The sequence below is a fragment of the Streptomyces sp. TP-A0874 genome, assembly GCF_001748085.1.
GTDB lineage: Bacteria > Actinomycetota > Actinomycetes > Streptomycetales > Streptomycetaceae > Streptomyces.
Genome location: NZ_BBZK01000006.1, coordinates 57,146 through 75,747, shown reverse-complemented (window position 1 = coordinate 75,747; position 18,602 = coordinate 57,146). Strand labels below are relative to the sequence as shown.

The window sequence follows — 18,602 nt, the reverse complement described above, 5'->3', positions numbered from 1 at the left end:
GAGTATCCACTCCGACCCCCTGACCAAGCGGAAGGCAGAGCGTGTCCTCTCCCATCACCACGCCCGAGGGCATCATCAACCCTCCGATCGACGAGCTGCTCGAGGCGACCGACTCGAAGTACAGCCTGGTGATCTACGCCGCCAAGCGCGCGCGTCAGATCAACGCCTACTACTCGCAGCTGGGCGAGGGCCTGCTGGAGTACGTCGGCCCGCTGGTGGACACCCACGTCCACGAGAAGCCGTTGTCGATCGCCCTGCGTGAGATCAACGCGGGCCTGCTGACCTCCGAGGCGACCGAAGGCGCCCCGCACCAGCAGTAGTACGACAGAGCTCGCACGGGCCCGGCAGCGCGGCTGTCGGGCCCGTGGTGTGTCATGGGACGAGGCGTAGACGGAAGCGGGGAGAGGGCAACGATGGACCAGCCGAACGTCGTCCTGGGGGTCGCCGGGGGGATCGCCGCCTACAAGGCGTGCGAACTGCTGCGCCTGCTGACCGAGTCCGGACACCGGGTGCGGGTGGTGCCGACCGCCTCCGCCCTCCGCTTCGTGGGGGAGGCCACCTGGGCCGCGCTGTCCGGGCAGCCGGTCCCGACCGAGGTCTGGGAGTCCGTGCACGAGGTCCCGCACGTACGGATCGGCCAGCACGCGGACCTGGTCGTGGTCGCCCCGGCCACGGCCGACACCCTCGCCAGGGCGGCCCAGGGTATGGCCGACGACCTGCTGACCAACACGCTCCTCACCGCCCGCTGCCCGGTGGTCTTCGCGCCGGCCATGCACACCGAGATGTGGGAGCATCCGGCCACCCAGGAGAACGTCGCGACGCTGCGCCGCCGCGGCGCGGTCGTCATCGAACCGGCGGTCGGCCGGCTCACCGGCGCGGACACCGGCAAGGGGAGGCTGCCCGCCCCCGGGGAGATCTACCAGGTCTGCCGCCGGGTGCTCGCCCGCGGACCAGAGGGCGTCCGACCCGACCTGGCGGGCCGGCACGTGGTGATCAGCGCGGGGGGCACCCGCGAACCGCTCGATCCGGTGCGCTTCCTCGGCAACCGCTCCTCGGGCAAGCAGGGCTACGCGCTGGCTCGCACGGCGGTGGCCCGCGGCGCGCGGGTCACGCTCGTCGCGGCCAACACCACGCTGCCGGACCCGGCCGGTGCCGCGGTGGTCCCGGTGGGTACCACCGCCGAACTGCGCCACGCGGTGCTGACAGCCGCCGCGGAGGCGGACGCCGTGGTGATGGCGGCGGCCGTCGCCGACTTCCGGCCCGAGCGGTACGCCCCCGGCAAGATCAAGAAGCGGGACGGGGAGGAGCCCGCCCCCGTGGCCCTGGTCCGCAACCCGGACGTGCTCGCCGAACTCTCCGCGGAGCGGCTGAGGGAAGGCCAGGTCGTCGTGGGGTTCGCCGCCGAGACCGACGACGTCCTCGCCGGCGGGCGCGCCAAGCTCGCCCGCAAGGGCTGCGACCTCCTCGTGGTCAACGAGGTGGGCGAGCGGAAGACGTTCGGCGCCGACGAGAGCGAAGCGGTCGTGCTCGCCGCGGACGGTACCGAGACCCCCGTGCCGCACGGCCCCAAGGAGGACCTCGCCGACACGGTGTGGGACCTGGTGGCCGAGCGGCTGCGTTGATGCTTTCCAGCTGCCCGCCGGGCCTGCCGGAGCGGCCGGGAAGGGTCGCCCGGTCCAGCGGACACGCGGCCCGCCGAAACGATTTTCGGAGCGGCGCCGCAGGTCAGAGCAGCCCGCGGGGCGGACACCATGGCCGAACCGGGGAACTGCCGGATAAACTGTGGCGGATCCGTGTCGGGCGCAGCTCCCGCTCGGATCCACCGATGCTCAGACAGCAGCCGCTGCAACCCCAGGGAGCGATGTGTCCCGCCGCCTGTTCACCTCGGAATCCGTGACCGAAGGCCACCCTGACAAGATCGCTGACCAGATCAGCGACGCCGTCCTCGACGCTCTTCTGCGCGAGGACCCCTCGTCCCGGGTCGCCGTCGAGACGTTGATCACCACTGGCCTGGTGCATGTGGCCGGGGAGGTGACGACCAAGGCCTACGCCGATATCGCCACGCTGGTCCGAGACACGATCCTGGCCATCGGCTACGACTCCTCGAAGAAGGGCTTCGACGGAGCCTCCTGCGGCGTGTCGGTGTCCATCGGATCCCAGTCCCCGGACATCGCCCAGGGTGTCGACACCGCCTACGAGAAGCGGGTGGAGGGCGACGAGGACGAGCTCGACAAGCAGGGCGCGGGCGACCAGGGGCTGATGTTCGGCTACGCCAGCGACGAGACACCCGAGCTGATGCCGCTGCCGATCAACCTCGCCCACCGGCTCTCCCGCCGGCTGACGGAGGTCCGGAAGAACGGGACCATCCCCTACCTCCGCCCGGACGGGAAGACCCAGGTCACCATCGAGTACGAGGGCGACAAGGCGGTCCGGCTGGACACGGTCGTGGTCTCCTCGCAGCACGCGTCCGACATCGACCTGGACTCCCTCCTCGCGCCGGACATCCGGGAGTACGTCGTCGAGCACGTCCTCGGAGAGCTCATCGAGGACGGCATCAAGCTGGACACCGAGAACTACCGGCTGCTGGTCAACCCGACGGGCCGGTTCGAGATCGGCGGCCCCATGGGCGACGCCGGCCTGACCGGCCGGAAGATCATCATCGACACCTACGGCGGCATGGCCCGCCACGGCGGCGGCGCCTTCTCCGGCAAGGACCCGTCGAAGGTGGACCGCTCGGCCGCCTACGCCATGCGCTGGGTGGCGAAGAACGTCGTCGCCGCCGGGCTGGCCTCCCGCTGCGAGGTCCAGGTGGCCTACGCGATCGGCAAGGCGGAGCCGGTCGGGCTGTTCGTGGAGACCTTCGGCACCGCCACCGTGGAAGCGGAGAAGATCGAGCAGGCCATCAGCCAGGTCTTCGACCTCCGGCCGGCCGCCATCATCAAGGAGCTCGACCTGCTCCGCCCCATCTACACCCAGACCGCCGCGTACGGGCACTTCGGCCGCGAGCTGCCGGAGTTCACCTGGGAGCGCACGGACCGGGTGGACGCCCTGAGGCTGGCCGTGGGCCTGTAACGCGACGGGCCGTGGGCCTGTAACGCGACGGAGAGTTCCCTCGGCGAACAGCACGGGGGTGAGAGCGAACGGCGGAGCCCGGACCGACCCGATTCGGTCCGGGCTCCGCCGTTCCCTCTCACCCCCGTGCCATCCACCCCTGCGCTGTCAAGCCCGGTAGCCGCCGCTCCCAGCGGGGCCGGGGAACGCCACCCGACCCCCGTCCGGTATCTGGTAGTACTGATCTGTGAGCAGCGGAAACGGGGCGGCCGGCGAGGGCGCGGGGAGTCGGGACCCGGCGGCCCGGCGGGCGGGGGCGGAGCAGCTCGCCTTCATCCGGGAGACCGTGCGGAAGGCGGACGTGCCCCGGGCCAGACCGCGCACCTGGCGGGGGGCTCCGCTGGCGGACGACCTCCCGGTGGCCCGGGTACTCGTCGACAAGGGACTGCTCCACCTGGACCGGTACTTCGACTACGCCGTGCCGGCCGGGATGGCGGCCGAGGCCCAGCCGGGGGTCCGGGTACGGGTGCGCTTCGGCGCGGGGGAGCGGGGCGGCCGCCGCGAGGGCGGCGGACTGGTCAACGGATTCATCGTGGAGCGCTGCCGCGAGAGCGACTTCCCCGGAGTGCTCGCCCCGATCGCCCAGGTGGTCTCGCCGGAGCCGGTCCTCACCCCTGAGCTGCTACGGCTGTGCCGCAGTGTGGCGGACCGCTACGCCGGGGCGCTCGCGGACGTGGTGCAGCTCGCGGTACCGCCCAGGATGGCCCGGGCGGAGAAGAAGCCCTCCGGCGAACCGCTTCCGCCGCCGACGGCCCCGGCACCCGAGAGCTGGTCCCGCTACCCCGGCGGAGCCGGCTACCTCGACGCGCTCGCCCGGGGGGAGGCGCCCCGAGCGGTCTGGACGGCGCTCCCCGGCCCGCTGTGGCCCGAGGAACTGGCCCGTGCGATGGCCGCCGCCCTGGCCTCCGGGCGCGGCGCCCTCGCCGTCCTGCCGGACGGCCGGGCCGCCGGCCGGGTGGACGCGGCGCTCACCGCGCTGCTGGGCTCCGGCCACCATGTACTGCTCACCGCCGCCGCCGGCCCGGAGGCACGCTACCGCCGCTGGCTGGCGATCAGCCGGGGCTCGGTCCGCGGGGTCGTCGGGACCAGAGCGGCGATGTTCGCCCCCGTGCGGGACCTCGGCCTGCTCGCCATCTGGGACGACGGCGACTCGTCCCACAGCGACGACCACGCCCCGCAGCCGCACGCCCGGGAAGTGTTGCTGCTCCGAGCCGTCCAGGGACAGGCGGCGTTCCTCCTCGGCGGCCACGGGCACACCGTGGAGGCCGCCCAACTGGTGGAGTCCGGGTGGGCCCGCCCCCTCACGGCCGAGCGGGAGACCGTCCGCGCCACCGCCCCGCTGGTGCGTACCGTCGGCGACCTCGACCAGGCGCGGGACCCCGCGGCGCGTGCGGCGCGGTTGCCGAGCCTGGCCTGGCAGGTGGCCAGGGACGGACTCCGCCAGGGTCCGGTCCTCGTCCAGGTGCCGCGCCGGGGCTACGTGCCGCGGCTGGGTTGCGAACGGTGCCGGGCGCCGGCGCGCTGTGCCCACTGCGCGGGCCCGCTCCGGGTCACCGGGGCCGGCAACACGCTCGACTGCGCCTGGTGCGGGCGCGAGGAGACGCACTGGAGCTGTGCCGAGTGCGGCGGTCTCAGACTGCGGGCCAACGTCGTGGGAGCCCGGCGCACCGCGGAGGAGCTCGGCCGGGCCTTTCCGGGTGTTCCGGTCCGGACCTCGGGCCGGGACCACGTGCTGGACACCGTCCCCGCCGAACCCGCGCTGGTGGTCAGCACCCCCGGCGCGGAACCCGTCGCCGAAGACGGCGGTTACGCCGCCGCACTGCTGCTCGACGGCTGGGCCATGCTGGGCCGTCCCGACCTGCGGGCCGAGGAGGAGGCGTTGCGCCGCTGGCTGAACGCCGCCGCACTGGTGCGAGGGCAGGCCGACGGGGGGACGGTGGCGGTGCTCGCCGAACCGACCCAGCGCCCGGTGCAGGCCCTGGTCCGCTGGGACCCCGCCGGCCACGCCGTCCGCGAACTCTCCGAACGGGCGGAGCTGGCGTTCCCGCCCGTCTCCCGCATGGCCGCGGTGACCGGACGGCCGTCGGACGTCGCGGAACTGCTCAGCTCCGCGGAGTTGCCCGGGAACGCCGAGATCCTGGGGCCGGTCCCGCTGGCCGCCGCACCGCCGGGCAGACCGCGGCGACCCGGGGAACCACCTTCCGGTGAGACCTGGGAGCGGGCTCTGGTACGCGTCCGCCCGGGAAGCGGTGCGGCACTGGCGGCGGCGCTCAAGAGCGCGCAGGCGGCGCGGATGGCCCGCCGTGAGGGGGAGCCGGTGCGGGTCCGCATCGATCCGCCGGACCTCGGCTGAGCGAACCCGGTACAGGCGGCAGCCCCCGGCGAGTCCTGTCGGGGGCCGCGGGCGAGCCCCACGAGGCGGCGGGGCCTGAGCCGGAAAAGGCCGTCCGAGACGAGCGTCCGTTCCGGGGCCCACCGGGCGCAGGGCACCGGGCCGGCTGCGAAAGTGCCGGTCACGGACGTCCGTTGAGGGCTGCGACCATGCTGCCGGGCAACGTCGGCGACGAACACACCCTCACCCGGGTGCTGGCCGCGCTGGAGGCGTCCGTCAGCCCCGGCGCGGGCCGGGGAAAGCGGCCGGGGCGGTCTCCTCCTGGAGCAGCGCGGGCGGCGCGGCGGTGTCGGCCTGCCGGCCCGTCGCGGACCGCGTGACCGGCACCTGAGCCGGGACCCGGGGCGACCTCTCCTCGGGGGAGGGGCGGCTGCCCGGCTGGCCTCCCGGCTGACCGCCGGCCTGGCCACCCTGCGGAACCGCTCGACGGCCCCCGTAACGGCGGTGCACCGCCTGCTTGGTCACGCCCAGCGCGGAACCCACGGCGTCCCAGGAGAAGCCCAGCGAACGGTCGAACTCCACGGCCGCGGTGACCAGTGTCTCCACGCTGTCGCGCAGTTCCTGGGCCAGTCGCACGGTCGGTGCCGGGGCTCTGCCGTAGACGACGAAACCGGCTGCGGGCCCGCTGCGGCGGGGGCGGTAGACATTGCCCAGCTGAGCGGTGAGGGTGCGCAGCGCGTCCACCTGCCGGCGGACCCGTTCGATGTCCCGCACCAGCAGATGCAGGCTGGCCCGGGCCTGGGCGTCGTGGGTTGCGTGGTCGGCCATGTGGAAGCCTCTCGAACCGGTGTGAAGCAAACGGATGGAAATACAGGCATGGAGCTGAGACGAATGAGATGGGTCGAAGAGAGCGCCCGCCGAAGCGGGAGGTTCCCCGGCTCGGTCAATCTCCTTTGACCAACGCCTGACTGCCCGCAGAGTCACGCTCCGCTCCCACAGGAGGGAGGCCGGGAGTCGGCCCCGAGCCCTGCGGACGGACGGCGCCGGACGGGACACCTCGCCGCGCTGCGAAAGTGGACCGGCAGGCCAGGTGATCGGCCGTCCCCCGCCTGGCGCTGACGCACCGGGGACCGGCCGGTCCACCGGGAACACGGCCAACCGGGTGCCGCGGCCGGCCGTGAACCGCCCGCTGCGGAGCAGCGTCCCCCCACGTGATCACGGGACTTCCCGGCCGGGGCGGCAGGCACGCACCGCCGCGGAGGTCACGGAGAGGCGGACCCGACCGGACGCGGCACCAGGTGTGCCGAGAGGTGCGCGCCGAACGGGCGAGGCGCAAGCCCTACACTGGTGCGCCCCGTCCCCACCGGTTCCGCCCGGTCCCCGGGAGACCGCGGGGGAGGGGCGGACGAGAACCGTTCACCCGACCGCCCAACCCCCCTTCCGCGCGGATCCGCCGGAGAGCTCGTCTGAGAGGCAGTGCAGCATCGTTGACTTCTCTCCCCTCCTGAAGGAGGGGGACCCCAGTGGTTGCCCGCCGGGTTCCTGCTTCACCGACGATCGCCCCGTTCCGGAGGGTTCCCGTTGAGGTCCCACACCGTCTCCGCCGCGGTCGGGTACGGCGCCGCAGTCGCAGGTCCGGGCGCGGACGTCCAGCGGCTCGGCCGTCTTCGCCGGCCTCGGCTTCCCCGAAAGCCGTGTGGAGGCGCTGCGGGGGCAGATACGGAACTTCAAAGCCCGCTTGACCTGCCGCCGCACATCTCACAGCCCCGTCAATCCCCTTGGGCGTCAGAACCGTTGTCCGGTGGCAGGTGAACGCCGGACCGCCCTGCCGCGCCCCGGCTGTTCCCGCCCTGCCCCGCAGGAGCTCCGTTTCCCTCCCCGGCCCGAAGGCCGGGTATCCCCGAAGGAGAAAACCAGATGAAGCTGGTCTTCGCCGGCACCCCGGAGGTCGCCGTACCCGCCTTGGACGCCTTGATCACCTCGGAGCGGCACGAGGTCGTGGCGGTCGTCACCCGGCCAGACGCGCCCGCCGGCCGGGGGCGGAGAGTGGTGGCCAGTCCCGTGGCGCAACGGGCCGAGGAGGCCGGTATCGAGGTGCTCAAGCCGGCGAAGCCGAGCGAGCGGGAGTTCCTGGACCGGCTGAGCACGCTCGCCCCCGACTGCTGCCCGGTCGTGGCCTACGGCGCGCTGCTGCCGAAGGCCGCGCTGAACATCCCGGTGCACGGCTGGGTCAACCTCCACTTCTCGCTGCTGCCGGCCTGGCGGGGTGCCGCACCGGTCCAGCACGCGCTCCTCGCGGGCGACGAGGTGACCGGCGCCTCGACCTTCCGTATCGAGGAAGGGCTGGACACCGGCCCGGTCTTCGGCGTCGTCACCGAGGAGGTGCGCCCGACCGACACCAGCGGCGACCTGCTGACCAGGCTGGCCCTCGCCGGTGCCGGACTGCTCGCCGCCACCATGGACGGAATCGAGGACGGCTCGCTCAAGGCGGTGCCGCAGCCCGCCGAGGGAGCGACGCTCGCGCCGAAGCTCGATGTCGCCGACGCGGAGCTCGACTGGACCGCCCCGGCGCTCCGCGTCGACCGGGTGGTCCGCGGCTGCGCGCCTGCCCCCGGTGCCTGGACGCTCTTCCGGGGAGAGCGGCTGAAGGTGATGTCCGCGGTGCCGAAGCCGGAGGCGGCGGGGGCGCCCGGCGGTTCCGGCACGGACGCTCAGGCAGACCTGACCCCGGGCGAACTGTCGGTCACCAAGAACGCCGTCCACGTCGGAACGGGTTCCCACCCCGTGGAACTGCTGTGGGTGCAGCCGCAGGGTAAGCGGCCCATGCGCGGGGCGGACTGGGCGCGGGGTGCCAGGATCACCAGCGGCGAGCGGCTGGGTCACTGAGGCGAGGGCGCGCCGGACCGGAGGGGCGCGGGCCGCGCCTCGGGCGGCGGCCGGGGAAGTCGGCCCGGCACGTAGGCTTGCCGGAGTCAACACAGCGGATTCCGGAGCACATTTCGTGACTGAGCAGGCCCGACGTCGTCGCAAACCCCACCGCCGCCCCCGCAGGGACCCCGCACGGATGCTGGCCTTCGAGGCGCTGCGGGCGGTCGACGAGCGGGACGCGTACGCCAACCTGGTGCTCCCCCCGATGCTCCGCAAGGCCCGGGAGAACGGCTCCCTGGACGCCCGGGACGCCGCGCTCGCGACCGAACTCGTCTACGGCACCCTTCGCTGGCAGGGGACCTACGACGCCGTCGTCGCCGCCTGCGTCGACCGGCCGCTGCGCGAGGTCGACCCGCCGGTGCTGGACGTCCTGACCCTCGGGGCCCACCAACTGCTCGGTACTCGGATCCCTCCGCACGCGGCGGTCTCCGCCAGCGTGGAGCTGGCCCGGGTGGTCCTCGGCGACGGACGGGCCAAGTTCGTCAACGCCGTGCTCCGAAAGGTGGCGGCCGAGGACCTCGACGGCTGGTTGGAACGGATCGCGCCGCCGTACGAGGACGACCCGGAGGAGCACCTGGGGGTCGTCCACTCCCATCCGCGGTGGATCGTCTCCGCGCTCTGGGACGCACTGGGCGGGGGCCGGGCCGACCTGGAGGAGCTGCTGCGGGCCGACAACGCGCGCCCGGAGGTGACGCTGGCCGCCTGGCCGGGCCGCTCGACCCCCGAGGAACTGCTGTCGTCCCAGGGCGGGGAGGCGGTTGTGCCGGGCCGCTGGTCGCCCTGTGCCGTGCGCCTCACCGAGGGTGGCGAGCCCGGAGCGGTGGAGGCGGTGCGCGCGGGGCGCGCGGGGGTGCAGGACGAGGGCAGCCAACTGGTCGCCCTGGCCCTGGCCAACGCGCCGGTCGACGGCTCGGACGGGTTCTGGCTGGACGCCTGCGCCGGCCCCGGCGGCAAGGCCGCCCTGCTGGGGGCGCTGGCGGCTGGGCGGGGAGCGCGGCTGCTGGCCTCGGAGAAGCAGCCGCACCGCGCCCGGCTGGTGGCGCGGGCGCTGGCCGGGAGCCCGGGTGGCTCCCAGGTGATCGCGGCGGACGCCACTCGGCCCCCCTGGCGGCCGGGCGGCTTCGACCGGGTGCTGGTGGACGTGCCGTGCACCGGGCTGGGAGCCCTGCGCCGCCGCCCGGAGGCCCGCTGGCGGCGGCGGCCAGAGGACCTCGCCGGCTTCGCGCCGCTCCAGCGGGAGATCCTGCGCCAGGCGTTGAGCGCGGCGCGGATCGGTGGGGTGGTGGGGTACGCGACCTGCTCCCCGCACCTCGCCGAGACGCGGGTGGTGGTCGAGGACGTGCTGAAGGACGTCTCGGCCGAGTGGATCGACGCCCGCCCGCTGATGCCCGGGGTGCCCTCGTTGGGGGACGGGCCGGACGTGCAGCTGTGGCCGCATCTGCACGGCACCGACGCGATGTACACGGCGCTGTTGCGCCGCACCGGCTGAACCACCGGCCGCCGGTCCCCGGCCGCCGAACGAGGCAGATCCGCCGATCTCGGGGGCGATTCGGGGTGGCCCGGGTGGAATGCCGGAATGCGCGGGCGGAGGAGCCGCGCCGGCCATGGCAGGCTGGTGGCATGGCCGTGCAGATCAACCCCAGCATCCTCTCCGCAGACTTCTCCCGCCTGGCCGAGGAGGCCAAGGCCGTCCAGGGCGCCGACTGGCTGCATGTCGACGTGATGGACAACCACTTCGTGCCCAACCTGACGCTGGGGACTCCCGTCGTCGAGGCGCTGAGCAGGGCGACGGACACCCCGCTCGACTGCCATCTGATGATCGAGGACCCGGACCGCTGGGCCCCGGCCTACGTGGAGGCGGGGGCGGGATCGGTCACCTTCCACGTCGAGGCCGCCGCCGCCCCCGTACGGCTCGCCAGGGAGATCCGTGCCAAGGGTGCCCGCGCCTCGATGGCGCTCAAGCCGGCCACCCCCGTGGAGCCCTACGAGGACCTGCTGCCGGAACTCGACATGCTGCTGGTCATGACCGTCGAACCCGGCTTCGGCGGGCAGGCGTTCCTCGACATCATGCTGCCGAAGATCCGCCGGACCCGGGAACTGATCGACAAGTACGGGCTGGAGATGTGGCTCCAGGTCGACGGCGGGGTCTCCGCGGCGACGATCGAGCGGTGCGCCGAGGCCGGCGCCGACGTCTTCGTCGCGGGGTCCGCCGTCTACGGGGCCGACGACCCGGCCGCGGCCGTCCGCGCCCTGCGCGAGACGGCCGATCGGGTCACCTCCGTCCGGCCCGGGAGGTAGCGGAGGAGCCGGGCCCGCCCGGGGCGCGGCGGTTCCTCCCGCAGGGGAGGGGCGGCCGGCCCGCCGGCTGGTGCGCACCGGCGGCCGCGGGCGACCGCATGGTCCGGTGGCCGGGCCCGCCCTCCCCGGAGGACCCGGGTGAGGGCGCTCAGCCGTGGGAACGGGCGGTCTCCACGGCTTCTGACAAGATGAACAGCGGGTCCGGCGACGAGGCCGGACAGTGAGGAGAACGCGGTGTCGACGGGCCGGTCAGCCATGCGGATGGGACCCGCTGAACTGGTTCAGGCGGCGGCCATGGCCCGTCGCTTCTACCTCGAGGGGAAATCCAAGATCCAGATCGCCGAGGAGTTCGGCGTCAGCCGCTTCAAGGTCGCGCGGGTGCTGGAGACGGCGCTGGAGCACGATCTGGTGCGGATCGAGATCAGGGTGCCGGCGGAACTGGACGCCGACCGGTCCGACGCCCTCCGGGCCCGGTACGGCCTGCGGCACGCGGTGGTCGTGGAGTCCCCGGCCGACGAGACCGACGAGACACCGGATCCCGAGAACCTCGGGGAGGTCGCCGCCGACCTGCTGGGCGAGCTCGTCACCGAGGGGGACGTGCTGGGCCTGGCCTGGGGCCGGTCCACCATCCACATGGCCGCCGCGCTCGACCGGCTGCCGCCGTGCACCGTCGTCCAGCTCACCGGCGTCTACGACGCCGGCACCGCCGAGCGCGGATCGGTTGAGGCGGTGCGCCGCGCGGCCGCGGTCTCCGGGGGCGAGGCGCACCCGATCTACGCCCCGATGCTGCTGCCGGACGCCACCACCGCCGCCGCCCTGCGCGGGCAGACGGGTATCGCGCGGGCCTTCGAGTACTTCGACAAGGTCACCGTGGCGGCCGTCTCCATCGGCTCCTGGGAGCCAGGGATCTCCACCGTCTACGACATGCTCTCGGAGGAGGAGCGGGCGCACTACGCCTCCCTGGGGGCGGCCGCCGAGATGTCCGCCCACCTGTTCGCGGCCGACGGCCGCCGGATCGGGCGGGACCTGGGGGAGCGCTGCATCACCGTCGAGGCCGACCGGCTGCGGAGGATCCCCGAGGTGGTCGCCATCGCCGGCGGCCGACGCAAGGCGGCGGCCATCGACGCCGTCCTCCGCTCCGGCCTGGTCACCAGCCTGGTCACCGACACCGCCGCCGCCGACCACCTGCTGACCACCGGGCCCGAGCCGAGACCCGCCCTGGACCGGGCCGACCCCGACGGCCCGTAGCGGTACCCGCGGGGGGCCACGTGGGAAGATGAGACACGTGCTTCTCCTCGGCCGACTCGATCGAGGACCAACTCCGAACGAGCGGAATCTTCAGTCACGTGCGCTTCCTCAATGACCTCAAGCCCCTGTACGACCTGACCTACGACGACGTGTTCATGGTGCCGAGCCGTTCGGCGGTCGGCTCGCGCCAGGACGTGGACCTCTCCAGCGACGACGGCACCGGCACCACGATCCCGATCGTGGTGGCCAACATGACCGCGGTCGCCGGTCGGCGAATGGCCGAGACGGTGGCCCGCCGGGGCGGACTCGTCGTCATCCCGCAGGACATCCCCCTCGACGTGGTGACTGAGGTCGTCAGCTGGGTCAAGCGGCGCCACCACGTCCTGGACACGCCCATCGTGCTGGCACCGAGCGGCACCGTCGCCGACGCGCTGAGCCTCCTGCACAAGCGGGCCCACGGTGCGGGGGTGGTGGTCGAGGACGGGCGTCCGGTCGGCGTGGTCACCGAGACGGACCTGAACGGGGTGGACCGCTTCACCCAGCTCTCCGAGGTCATGTCCCGGGAGCTGCTGCTCCTGGACGCCGACATCGACCCGCGGGACGCCTTCAACCGGCTGGACGCGGCACACCGCAAACTGGCTCCCGCGGTGGACGGCACCGGCCGGCTGGCCGGCATCCTCACCCGCAAGGGGGCTCTCCGGGCCACGCTCTACACCCCGGCCGTCGACCCCTCGGGGGGCCTGCGGATCGCCGCGGCCGTCGGGGTCAACGGTGACGTGGCCGGACGGGCCCGCACCCTGCTCGACGCAGGGGTCGACACGCTGGTCGTGGACACCGCGCACGGCCACCAGGAGTCCATGATCTCGGCGCTCCGGGCGGTCCGGTCGCTCACCCCGCGGGTGCCGGTCGTCGCCGGCAACGTCGTCTCGGCCGAGGGCGTGCGGGACCTCGTCGAGGCTGGTGCGGACGTCGTCAAGGTCGGGGTCGGCCCCGGCGCCATGTGCACCACCCGGATGATGACCGGTGTCGGCCGGCCGCAGTTCTCCGCGGTGCTGGAGTGCGCCGCCGAGGCACGCAGGCTCGGCAGGCACGTCTGGGCCGACGGCGGTGTCCGGCACCCGAGGGACGTGGCCATGGCCCTGGCCGCCGGAGCGTCCAACGTCATGATCGGTTCCTGGTTCGCCGGCACCTACGAGTCGCCCGGGGACCTCCAGCAGTCGGCGGACGGCCGTCTGTACAAGGAGAACTTCGGTATGGCCTCCGCGCGTGCGGTCCGGACCCGGACCAGCGAGGAGTCGGCGTACGACCGGGCCCGCAAGGGGTTGTTCGAGGAGGGCATCTCCACCTCCAGGATGTTCCTCGATCCGGCCCGGCCGGGGGTCGAGGACCTCATCGACTCGATCATCGCCGGCGTCCGCAGCGCCTGCACCTACGCGGGAGCGGGTTCCCTGACCGAGTTCCACCAGCGGGCCGTGATCGGCCTGCAGAGCGCGGCGGGCTACGCGGAGGGCCAACCGCTCCACGTCAGCTGGAGCTGAGCGGGTGTCACCCGACCGGCCCGGCAGCCCCGGCCGCGACCGGGCCGGCGCGGCGGCCCCGCGTGAAACCGGCGGAGAAACGGTACCGAGCAGAGAAAAGAACAGCCCGCAGTGCCCCTGAACGATCTGGACCGGCGCATCATCCAGGCCCTCGCCGAAGACGCCCGGCGCAGCTACGCCGATATCGGTTCCGAGGTGGGACTCTCCGCACCGGCCGTCAAGCGGCGGGTCGACCGGCTCCGGGCCAGGGGCGCCATCACGGGTTTCACCGTCCGAGTCGATCCGGCGGCGCTCGGCTGGCAGACCGAGGGGTTCATCGAGCTGTACTGCCGACGGAACACCTCTCCCGAAACCATCCACCGCGGGCTGTCCCGGCACCCGGAGGTGGTGTCGGCCTCCACCGTGACCGGCGACGCCGACGCCATCGCACAGGTCTTCGCCGCGGACATGCGCCACTTCGAGCAGGTGCTGGAGCGGATCGCCGGCGAGGCCTACGTCGAGCGCACCCGCTCGGTGCTGGTGCTCTCCCGGTTGCTGCGCCGGCACGGTTCCTGAGCCGAACACGCTATGGGCAGCGGGCGGCGCCCGTCACCGAGGAGCCTGGCGGGGCCGCGCGCCGTAGCCGATCACCGCTCAACGCCCGGGTCGCCACGGCGGCGGAGGACGGCGACCGGGCAGTGACCGGCGGCGTCCGCAACGTTTCCGCGAAACCCGCGGGAAAGACGCAACGAACAGCTCACCCACGCGCAACAGACACATCTGGCCCCGCCGCGCCCCCGGCCGTACGGTCGAAGCGCCGCGGGAAGCAGTCCTTCCCGGCGAGAGAACCGGCAGCGCGCCCCGTCCCCGGCGCCGCTCCGCGTACCGCCGCGCGGCCCTCCACCTCCGTGTCCCGCTAGGAGTGCGTCCCGAGATGACGTCCGTGCCCACCGCCGCCCACGAGCGCCAGCGACTCGCCGATGGGCAGGCCGATCCGCCGCTGACCATGTTCGGCCCCGACTTCCCCTACGCCTACGACGACTTCCTGGCCCATCCCGCGGGCCTGGGCTCGGTGCCGCCCACCCAACACGGCACGGAGGTCGCCGTCATCGGGGGCGGGCTCTCCGGGGTCATCAGCGCCTACGAGCTGATGAAGATGGGGCTCCGGCCGGTGGTCTACGAGGCGGACCGGATCGGGGGGAGGCTGCGGACCGTCACCTTCGACGACTGCGCCACCGAGGGCGGGGCTCCGCTGACGGCCGAGATGGGAGCCATGCGCTTCCCGCCGTCCTCGACCGCGCTGCGCCACTACATCGACCTGGTCGGTCTGGAGACCCGGCCGTTCCCGAACCCGCTGGCTCCGGCCACCCCCTCCACCGTCGTCGATCTCAAAGGCGAGTCGCATTACGCGCGCACCCTGGACGACCTCCCCGAGGTCTACCGGGAGGTGATGCGCGCCTGGAACACCTGTCTGGAGGAGGGCGCCCACTTCTCCGACATGCAGCGGGCGATCCGGGAGCGCGACGTCACCGCCATCCGGCGGATCTGGTCCCGGCTGGTCGAGCGGCTGGACAACCAGACCTTCTACGGCTTCCTCTGCGACTCCCCGGCCTTCGGCTCCTTCCGCCACCGGGAGATCTTCGGGCAGGTGGGTTTCGGCACCGGTGGCTGGGACACCGACTTCCCGAACTCCATCCTGGAGATCCTGCGGGTGGTCTACACCGGAGCCGACGACGACCACCGCGCCATCGTCGGCGGCAGCCGCCAACTGCCCTTGCGGCTCTGGGACCGGGCACCGGGCAAGGCGGTGCACTGGCCGCACGGCACCTCGCTCGCCACACTGCACGTGGGAGGGGAGCCGAGGTCGGCCGTCACCCGCCTGCGGCGCACGGCCGACGGCCGTATCGCGGTCACCGACACCACCGGAGAGGAACGGGCCTACCGCGCCGCGGTCTTCACCGCGCAGAGCTGGATGCTGCTCTCCAAGATCGAATGCGATGAGGCGCTGCTGCCCGTCGACCACTGGACGGCGGTCGAGCGAACCCACTACATGGCGTCGAGCAAGCTCTTCGTGCCCGTGGACCGGCCGTTCTGGCTGGACGTCGACGAGGCGACCGGTCGGCAGAAGATGAGTATGACCCTGACCGACCGGATGACCCGCGGCACCTACCTGCTCGACGAGGGACCGAACGCCCCGGCCACCATCTGCCTCTCCTACACCTGGTGCGACGACAGCCTCAAGTGGCTGCCGCTGGAAGCCGGCGAGCGGTTGGAGGTGATGCTCAGGTCGCTCTCCCAGATCTACCCCGAGGTCGACGTCCGGCAGCACATCATCGGAGACCCGGTCACCGTCTCCTGGGAGAACGAGCCCTATTTCATGGGCGCGTTCAAGGCCAACCTCCCCGGGCACTACCGCTACCAGCGGCGGCTGTTCACCCACTTCATGCAGGACCGGCTGCCCGATGAGCAGCGCGGGCTCTTCCTCGCCGGTGACGACATCTCCTGGACCGCCGGCTGGGCGGAGGGAGCCGTGCAGACGGCGCTCAACGCCGTGTGGGGCGTCATGCGGCACTTCGGTGGAGCGACCGACGCCGCCAACCCTGGGCCGGGTGACGTCTTCGACAGCGTCGCCCCGGTCGAACTGCCGGAAGACTGAGCGGCCCGGGGCAGATCAGGGGCACGAGTCCGCGGGACTCGTGCCCCGAACCTTTTCCGGGGGCAGGCAGAAAGACGGAGAGGCGGTGACCGTCCGGCCGGGTCCGCAGGTGGGACGTTCCGGCTGCGCGTCAACTGATGTCGTGTCAACGCGATGCACACCTTCCGGTGAATTCTCCCCGGTTGCAGCAAGCTGCATAGCCCCAGCGGTAACTTCCCAGTGCACGGGGGGTATTGACGGTTGGAGCCACGTGCTCATATATCTTTCGGGCCCGATGCCCCGGGCTCTCCCCACCGTCACCATCCCCCCACGGAGGTACGAATGCGGCACAGACTCACCGCTGCTCTGGCCACTACCTCGGCGGCGGTCCTCGCCGTTGTCGGCGCCGCCACCACCGCGAACGCCGCCCCGGCGGACAAGGCCCAGGTCCTCTCCAGCTGGACCCAGACCAGCGCGAGCAGCCAGAACGCCTGGCGGACCGCCAACGCCAACCAGGGTCAGTGGGCGGCCTACGGCTTCGACTGGTCCACCGACTACTGCTCCAGCTCGCCTGACAACCCCTTCGGCTTCCCGTTCAAGGAGTCCTGCGCCCGGCACGACTTCGGGTACCGCAACTACAAGGCCATGGGCGCGTTCGACGCCAACAAGCCCCGGCTCGACGACGCGTTCTACGCGGACCTCAAGCGCGTCTGCGCCCAGTACAGCGGTGCGACCAAGACCAGCTGCGACGGCACCGCCTGGACGTACTACCAGGCCGTCAAGGTCTTCGGCATCAAGGGCGCCGAGACCGTCGGCTGAACGAACGGCCCGGTGAGCCCGGTTTCCGGGGCGGGGGTCCGCTGACCGCGCCCCGGAGTTCATCGGTGCAGGAGGTGACGGAGGCGGGACGCCGGCGATGGCGTCCCGCCTCCGCCGCGGTCCGGGCCTCGTGCGGTCGGCCGGGCCCGCCGTCAGTGCGAGCCGGCGGCCTCCGGGCGACCGGTCGGCCGGAGCTGCCGCGAGCGGGTTGCGGCGGGGGCCTTCATGTCCACTCCGAGATCGGCCGGGTGACCGGCGCTCTGGGGTTCAACTCGCCCCGCCGGACTGGCGCGTTACCGCAGTGCACTCTCACCGCGGGGGCACCGGTGGGCTGAGCCTGCGGCCACCTCGTCGGGGCCCCCTTCCTCCACGGACGGGTGGATGGGGGTACGGCCCCCTCAGGCCGGGTCGGGCAGCGGGGCGGTTCCGGTGGGCCGCTCCGCCGAGCGCAGCACGCCCGCCCCCACCACCAGTCCCAGCGCCAACACGGTGACCAGGGCGAAGGACCCGGTGAGTGAGGTGGCCTCGGCCACCGTCCCCATCGCCGAAGGGGCGACCAGCCCCGAGGTGTAGGTGATGGTGGCCACCCCGGCGATCGCCTGACTGGGGGCCGGGCCGCTGCGGCCTGCTGCCGCGAAGGCGAGCGGGACCACCACCGCGATCCCCAGCCCGATGAGCGCGAAGCCGACCACGGCCATCGCCGGATGGGCCGCCCCGACGATCAGCGCGCCGCCCGCCGTCGCCGACATCCCGCCCAGCCGTACCGTGCGCACCGCCCCGAACCGGCTGACCACGGCGTCCCCGATCAGCCGCGCCAGCGCCATCGTGCAGGCGAAGGCGGTGGTGGAGGCCGCGGCCAGGCCCGGGGAGGTGCCGAGCACATCCCGCAGGTAGACCGCCGACCAGTCCAGGCTCGCCCCCTCTGCGAAGACCGCGCAGAAGCCGACCGCTCCGATCACCAGCGCGGACTTCGGCGGCAGGGCGAACCGGGGCGGCGGATCGCCGACGGAGGCGCTGCGCAGATCCGTCACGCCCCGGCAGGCCGTCAGGCCCAGGAGCGTCAGGAACACGGCGGCCGCGGCCAGATGGGCCCGGGCGTCCACATCCAGATGTGCCGCGACCGTGCCGCCCGCCGAACCGCTCAGCGCGCCCACGCTCCACATGCCGTGCAGGCCCGACATGATGGGCCGGTTGAGACCTTCCTCGATGTCCACTCCCAGGGCGTTCATCACCACGTCCGCCATGCCGGCGCTGGCTCCGAAGACGAAGAGGGCGCAGCAGAGCGCGGGCAGGTTGGGGGCGAGCACCGGTAGCAGCAAGGACAGGGTCCACATCGCCAGCAGGGTCCCCAGCGCCCTCCGCGCGCCGAACCGGTGGCTGATCCGGCCCGCCAGCGGCATGGCGAGCGAGGCGCCGACGGCCGGGAAGGCGAGGGCCAGACCGAGTTGTCCCGGGCTCGCCCCCACGTGCTCCTGGACCCACGGGACCCGGGTCGCGAAGCTTCCGGTGACCGCGCCGTGCACCGCGAACACCGCGGCCACCGCCCTCCGCACCGCGAGCAGCCGCCCGGACGCCAAGGCGATCGGGGCCGCCGCCACGGTTCTCCGGCCCGACTCGGGTCCCGGCCGCGTACCCGGGCCGTCGCCGCCGGCCGATACGCCGATGCCGTCCACTGGCTTCCCTCCCCGATGAGTCCGTCACGGCAAGGCCCGGG

At 73.2% G+C, this 18,602-nt stretch carries 14 protein-coding genes; 12 read left to right on the top strand and 2 right to left on the bottom strand.

Features of this window, described 5'->3' with window-relative positions:
• The first annotated feature begins 41 nt into the window (after positions 1–41).
• The 4 genes from rpoZ (at position 42) to BGP73_RS10755 (ending at position 5,464) form a co-directional block, all read left to right on the top strand.
• On the top strand, positions 42–320 hold the full coding sequence (gene rpoZ, locus BGP73_RS10770; protein WP_069814073.1) for a DNA-directed RNA polymerase subunit omega: 279 nt from the start codon (positions 42–44) through the stop codon (positions 318–320).
• A gap of 93 nt (positions 321–413) precedes the next feature.
• A complete protein-coding gene (gene coaBC, locus BGP73_RS10765; RefSeq protein WP_069814072.1) occupies positions 414–1,622 on the top strand; it encodes a bifunctional phosphopantothenoylcysteine decarboxylase/phosphopantothenate--cysteine ligase CoaBC in 1,209 nt (402 codons plus the stop codon).
• 241 nt (positions 1,623–1,863) lie between these two features.
• The gene (gene metK / locus BGP73_RS10760; protein WP_069814071.1) at positions 1,864–3,072 is read left to right on the top strand and encodes a methionine adenosyltransferase; all 1,209 of its coding nucleotides are present in this window, start codon (positions 1,864–1,866) and stop codon (positions 3,070–3,072) included.
• A 226-nt stretch (positions 3,073–3,298) separates the two neighbouring features.
• Complete coding sequence (locus tag BGP73_RS10755) at positions 3,299–5,464, top strand: primosomal protein N' (protein ID WP_079127423.1); 2,166 nt, start codon at positions 3,299–3,301, stop codon at positions 5,462–5,464.
• 255 nt (positions 5,465–5,719) lie between these two features.
• Here BGP73_RS10755 and BGP73_RS10750 read toward each other — a convergent pair whose 3' ends face one another.
• Positions 5,720–6,271, bottom strand: a complete 552-nt coding sequence (locus BGP73_RS10750) for a hypothetical protein (protein WP_069814070.1) — start codon at positions 6,269–6,271, stop codon at positions 5,720–5,722.
• A 1,089-nt stretch (positions 6,272–7,360) separates the two neighbouring features.
• On the opposite strand from BGP73_RS10750, the gene fmt reads away from it, so the two are divergent.
• The 8 genes from fmt to BGP73_RS10710 all read left to right on the top strand — a co-directional run bounded on the left by fmt (position 7,361) and on the right by BGP73_RS10710 (position 16,888).
• On the top strand, positions 7,361–8,329 hold the full coding sequence (fmt, locus tag BGP73_RS10745) for a methionyl-tRNA formyltransferase (protein ID WP_069814069.1): 969 nt from the start codon (positions 7,361–7,363) through the stop codon (positions 8,327–8,329).
• A 115-nt stretch (positions 8,330–8,444) separates the two neighbouring features.
• Entirely contained in the window at positions 8,445–9,860 is a 1,416-nt protein-coding gene (locus BGP73_RS10740; RefSeq protein ID WP_069814068.1) for an RsmB/NOP family class I SAM-dependent RNA methyltransferase, read from the top strand.
• A gap of 131 nt (positions 9,861–9,991) precedes the next feature.
• Positions 9,992–10,669, top strand: coding sequence for a ribulose-phosphate 3-epimerase (rpe, locus tag BGP73_RS10735; RefSeq protein WP_069814067.1), 678 nt, complete (start codon positions 9,992–9,994; stop codon positions 10,667–10,669).
• 255 nt (positions 10,670–10,924) lie between these two features.
• The gene (locus BGP73_RS10730) at positions 10,925–11,917 is read left to right on the top strand and encodes a sugar-binding transcriptional regulator (protein ID WP_079127421.1); all 993 of its coding nucleotides are present in this window, start codon (positions 10,925–10,927) and stop codon (positions 11,915–11,917) included.
• A 98-nt stretch (positions 11,918–12,015) separates the two neighbouring features.
• On the top strand, positions 12,016–13,455 hold the full coding sequence (locus BGP73_RS10725; protein ID WP_069814066.1) for a GuaB1 family IMP dehydrogenase-related protein: 1,440 nt from the start codon (positions 12,016–12,018) through the stop codon (positions 13,453–13,455).
• Positions 13,456–13,566: 111 nt separating this feature from the next.
• Positions 13,567–14,010, top strand: coding sequence for an Lrp/AsnC family transcriptional regulator (locus BGP73_RS10720; protein WP_069814065.1), 444 nt, complete (start codon positions 13,567–13,569; stop codon positions 14,008–14,010).
• A 358-nt stretch (positions 14,011–14,368) separates the two neighbouring features.
• Positions 14,369–16,090, top strand: coding sequence for a flavin monoamine oxidase family protein (locus BGP73_RS10715; RefSeq protein ID WP_069814064.1), 1,722 nt, complete (start codon positions 14,369–14,371; stop codon positions 16,088–16,090).
• Between the two features lie 321 nt (positions 16,091–16,411).
• Positions 16,412–16,888, top strand: a complete 477-nt coding sequence (locus tag BGP73_RS10710; protein ID WP_069814063.1) for a phospholipase — start codon at positions 16,412–16,414, stop codon at positions 16,886–16,888.
• A 398-nt stretch (positions 16,889–17,286) separates the two neighbouring features.
• Here the strand turns inward: BGP73_RS10710 and BGP73_RS10705 are convergent, their stop codons facing one another.
• Positions 17,287–18,486 (bottom strand): MFS transporter, encoded by a 1,200-nt coding sequence (locus tag BGP73_RS10705; protein WP_069814314.1) that lies wholly within the window; start codon positions 18,484–18,486, stop codon positions 17,287–17,289.
• Between the last annotated feature and the right edge of the window lie 116 nt (positions 18,487–18,602).

Excerpts from the sequence above, each read along its gene's own strand:
- BGP73_RS10715 (WP_069814064.1), top strand. The coding sequence starts at position 14,369 with ATGACGTCCGTGCCCACCGCCGCCCACGAGCGCCAGCGACTCGCCGAT.
- BGP73_RS10750 (WP_069814070.1), bottom strand. The coding sequence starts at position 6,271 with ATGGCCGACCACGCAACCCACGACGCCCAGGCCCGGGCCAGCCTGCAT.
- fmt (WP_069814069.1), top strand. The coding sequence starts at position 7,361 with ATGAAGCTGGTCTTCGCCGGCACCCCGGAGGTCGCCGTACCCGCCTTG.
- rpe (WP_069814067.1), top strand. The coding sequence starts at position 9,992 with ATGGCCGTGCAGATCAACCCCAGCATCCTCTCCGCAGACTTCTCCCGC.
- coaBC (WP_069814072.1), top strand. The coding sequence starts at position 414 with ATGGACCAGCCGAACGTCGTCCTGGGGGTCGCCGGGGGGATCGCCGCC.
- BGP73_RS10710 (WP_069814063.1), top strand. The coding sequence starts at position 16,412 with ATGCGGCACAGACTCACCGCTGCTCTGGCCACTACCTCGGCGGCGGTC.
- BGP73_RS10730 (WP_079127421.1), top strand. The coding sequence starts at position 10,925 with ATGCGGATGGGACCCGCTGAACTGGTTCAGGCGGCGGCCATGGCCCGT.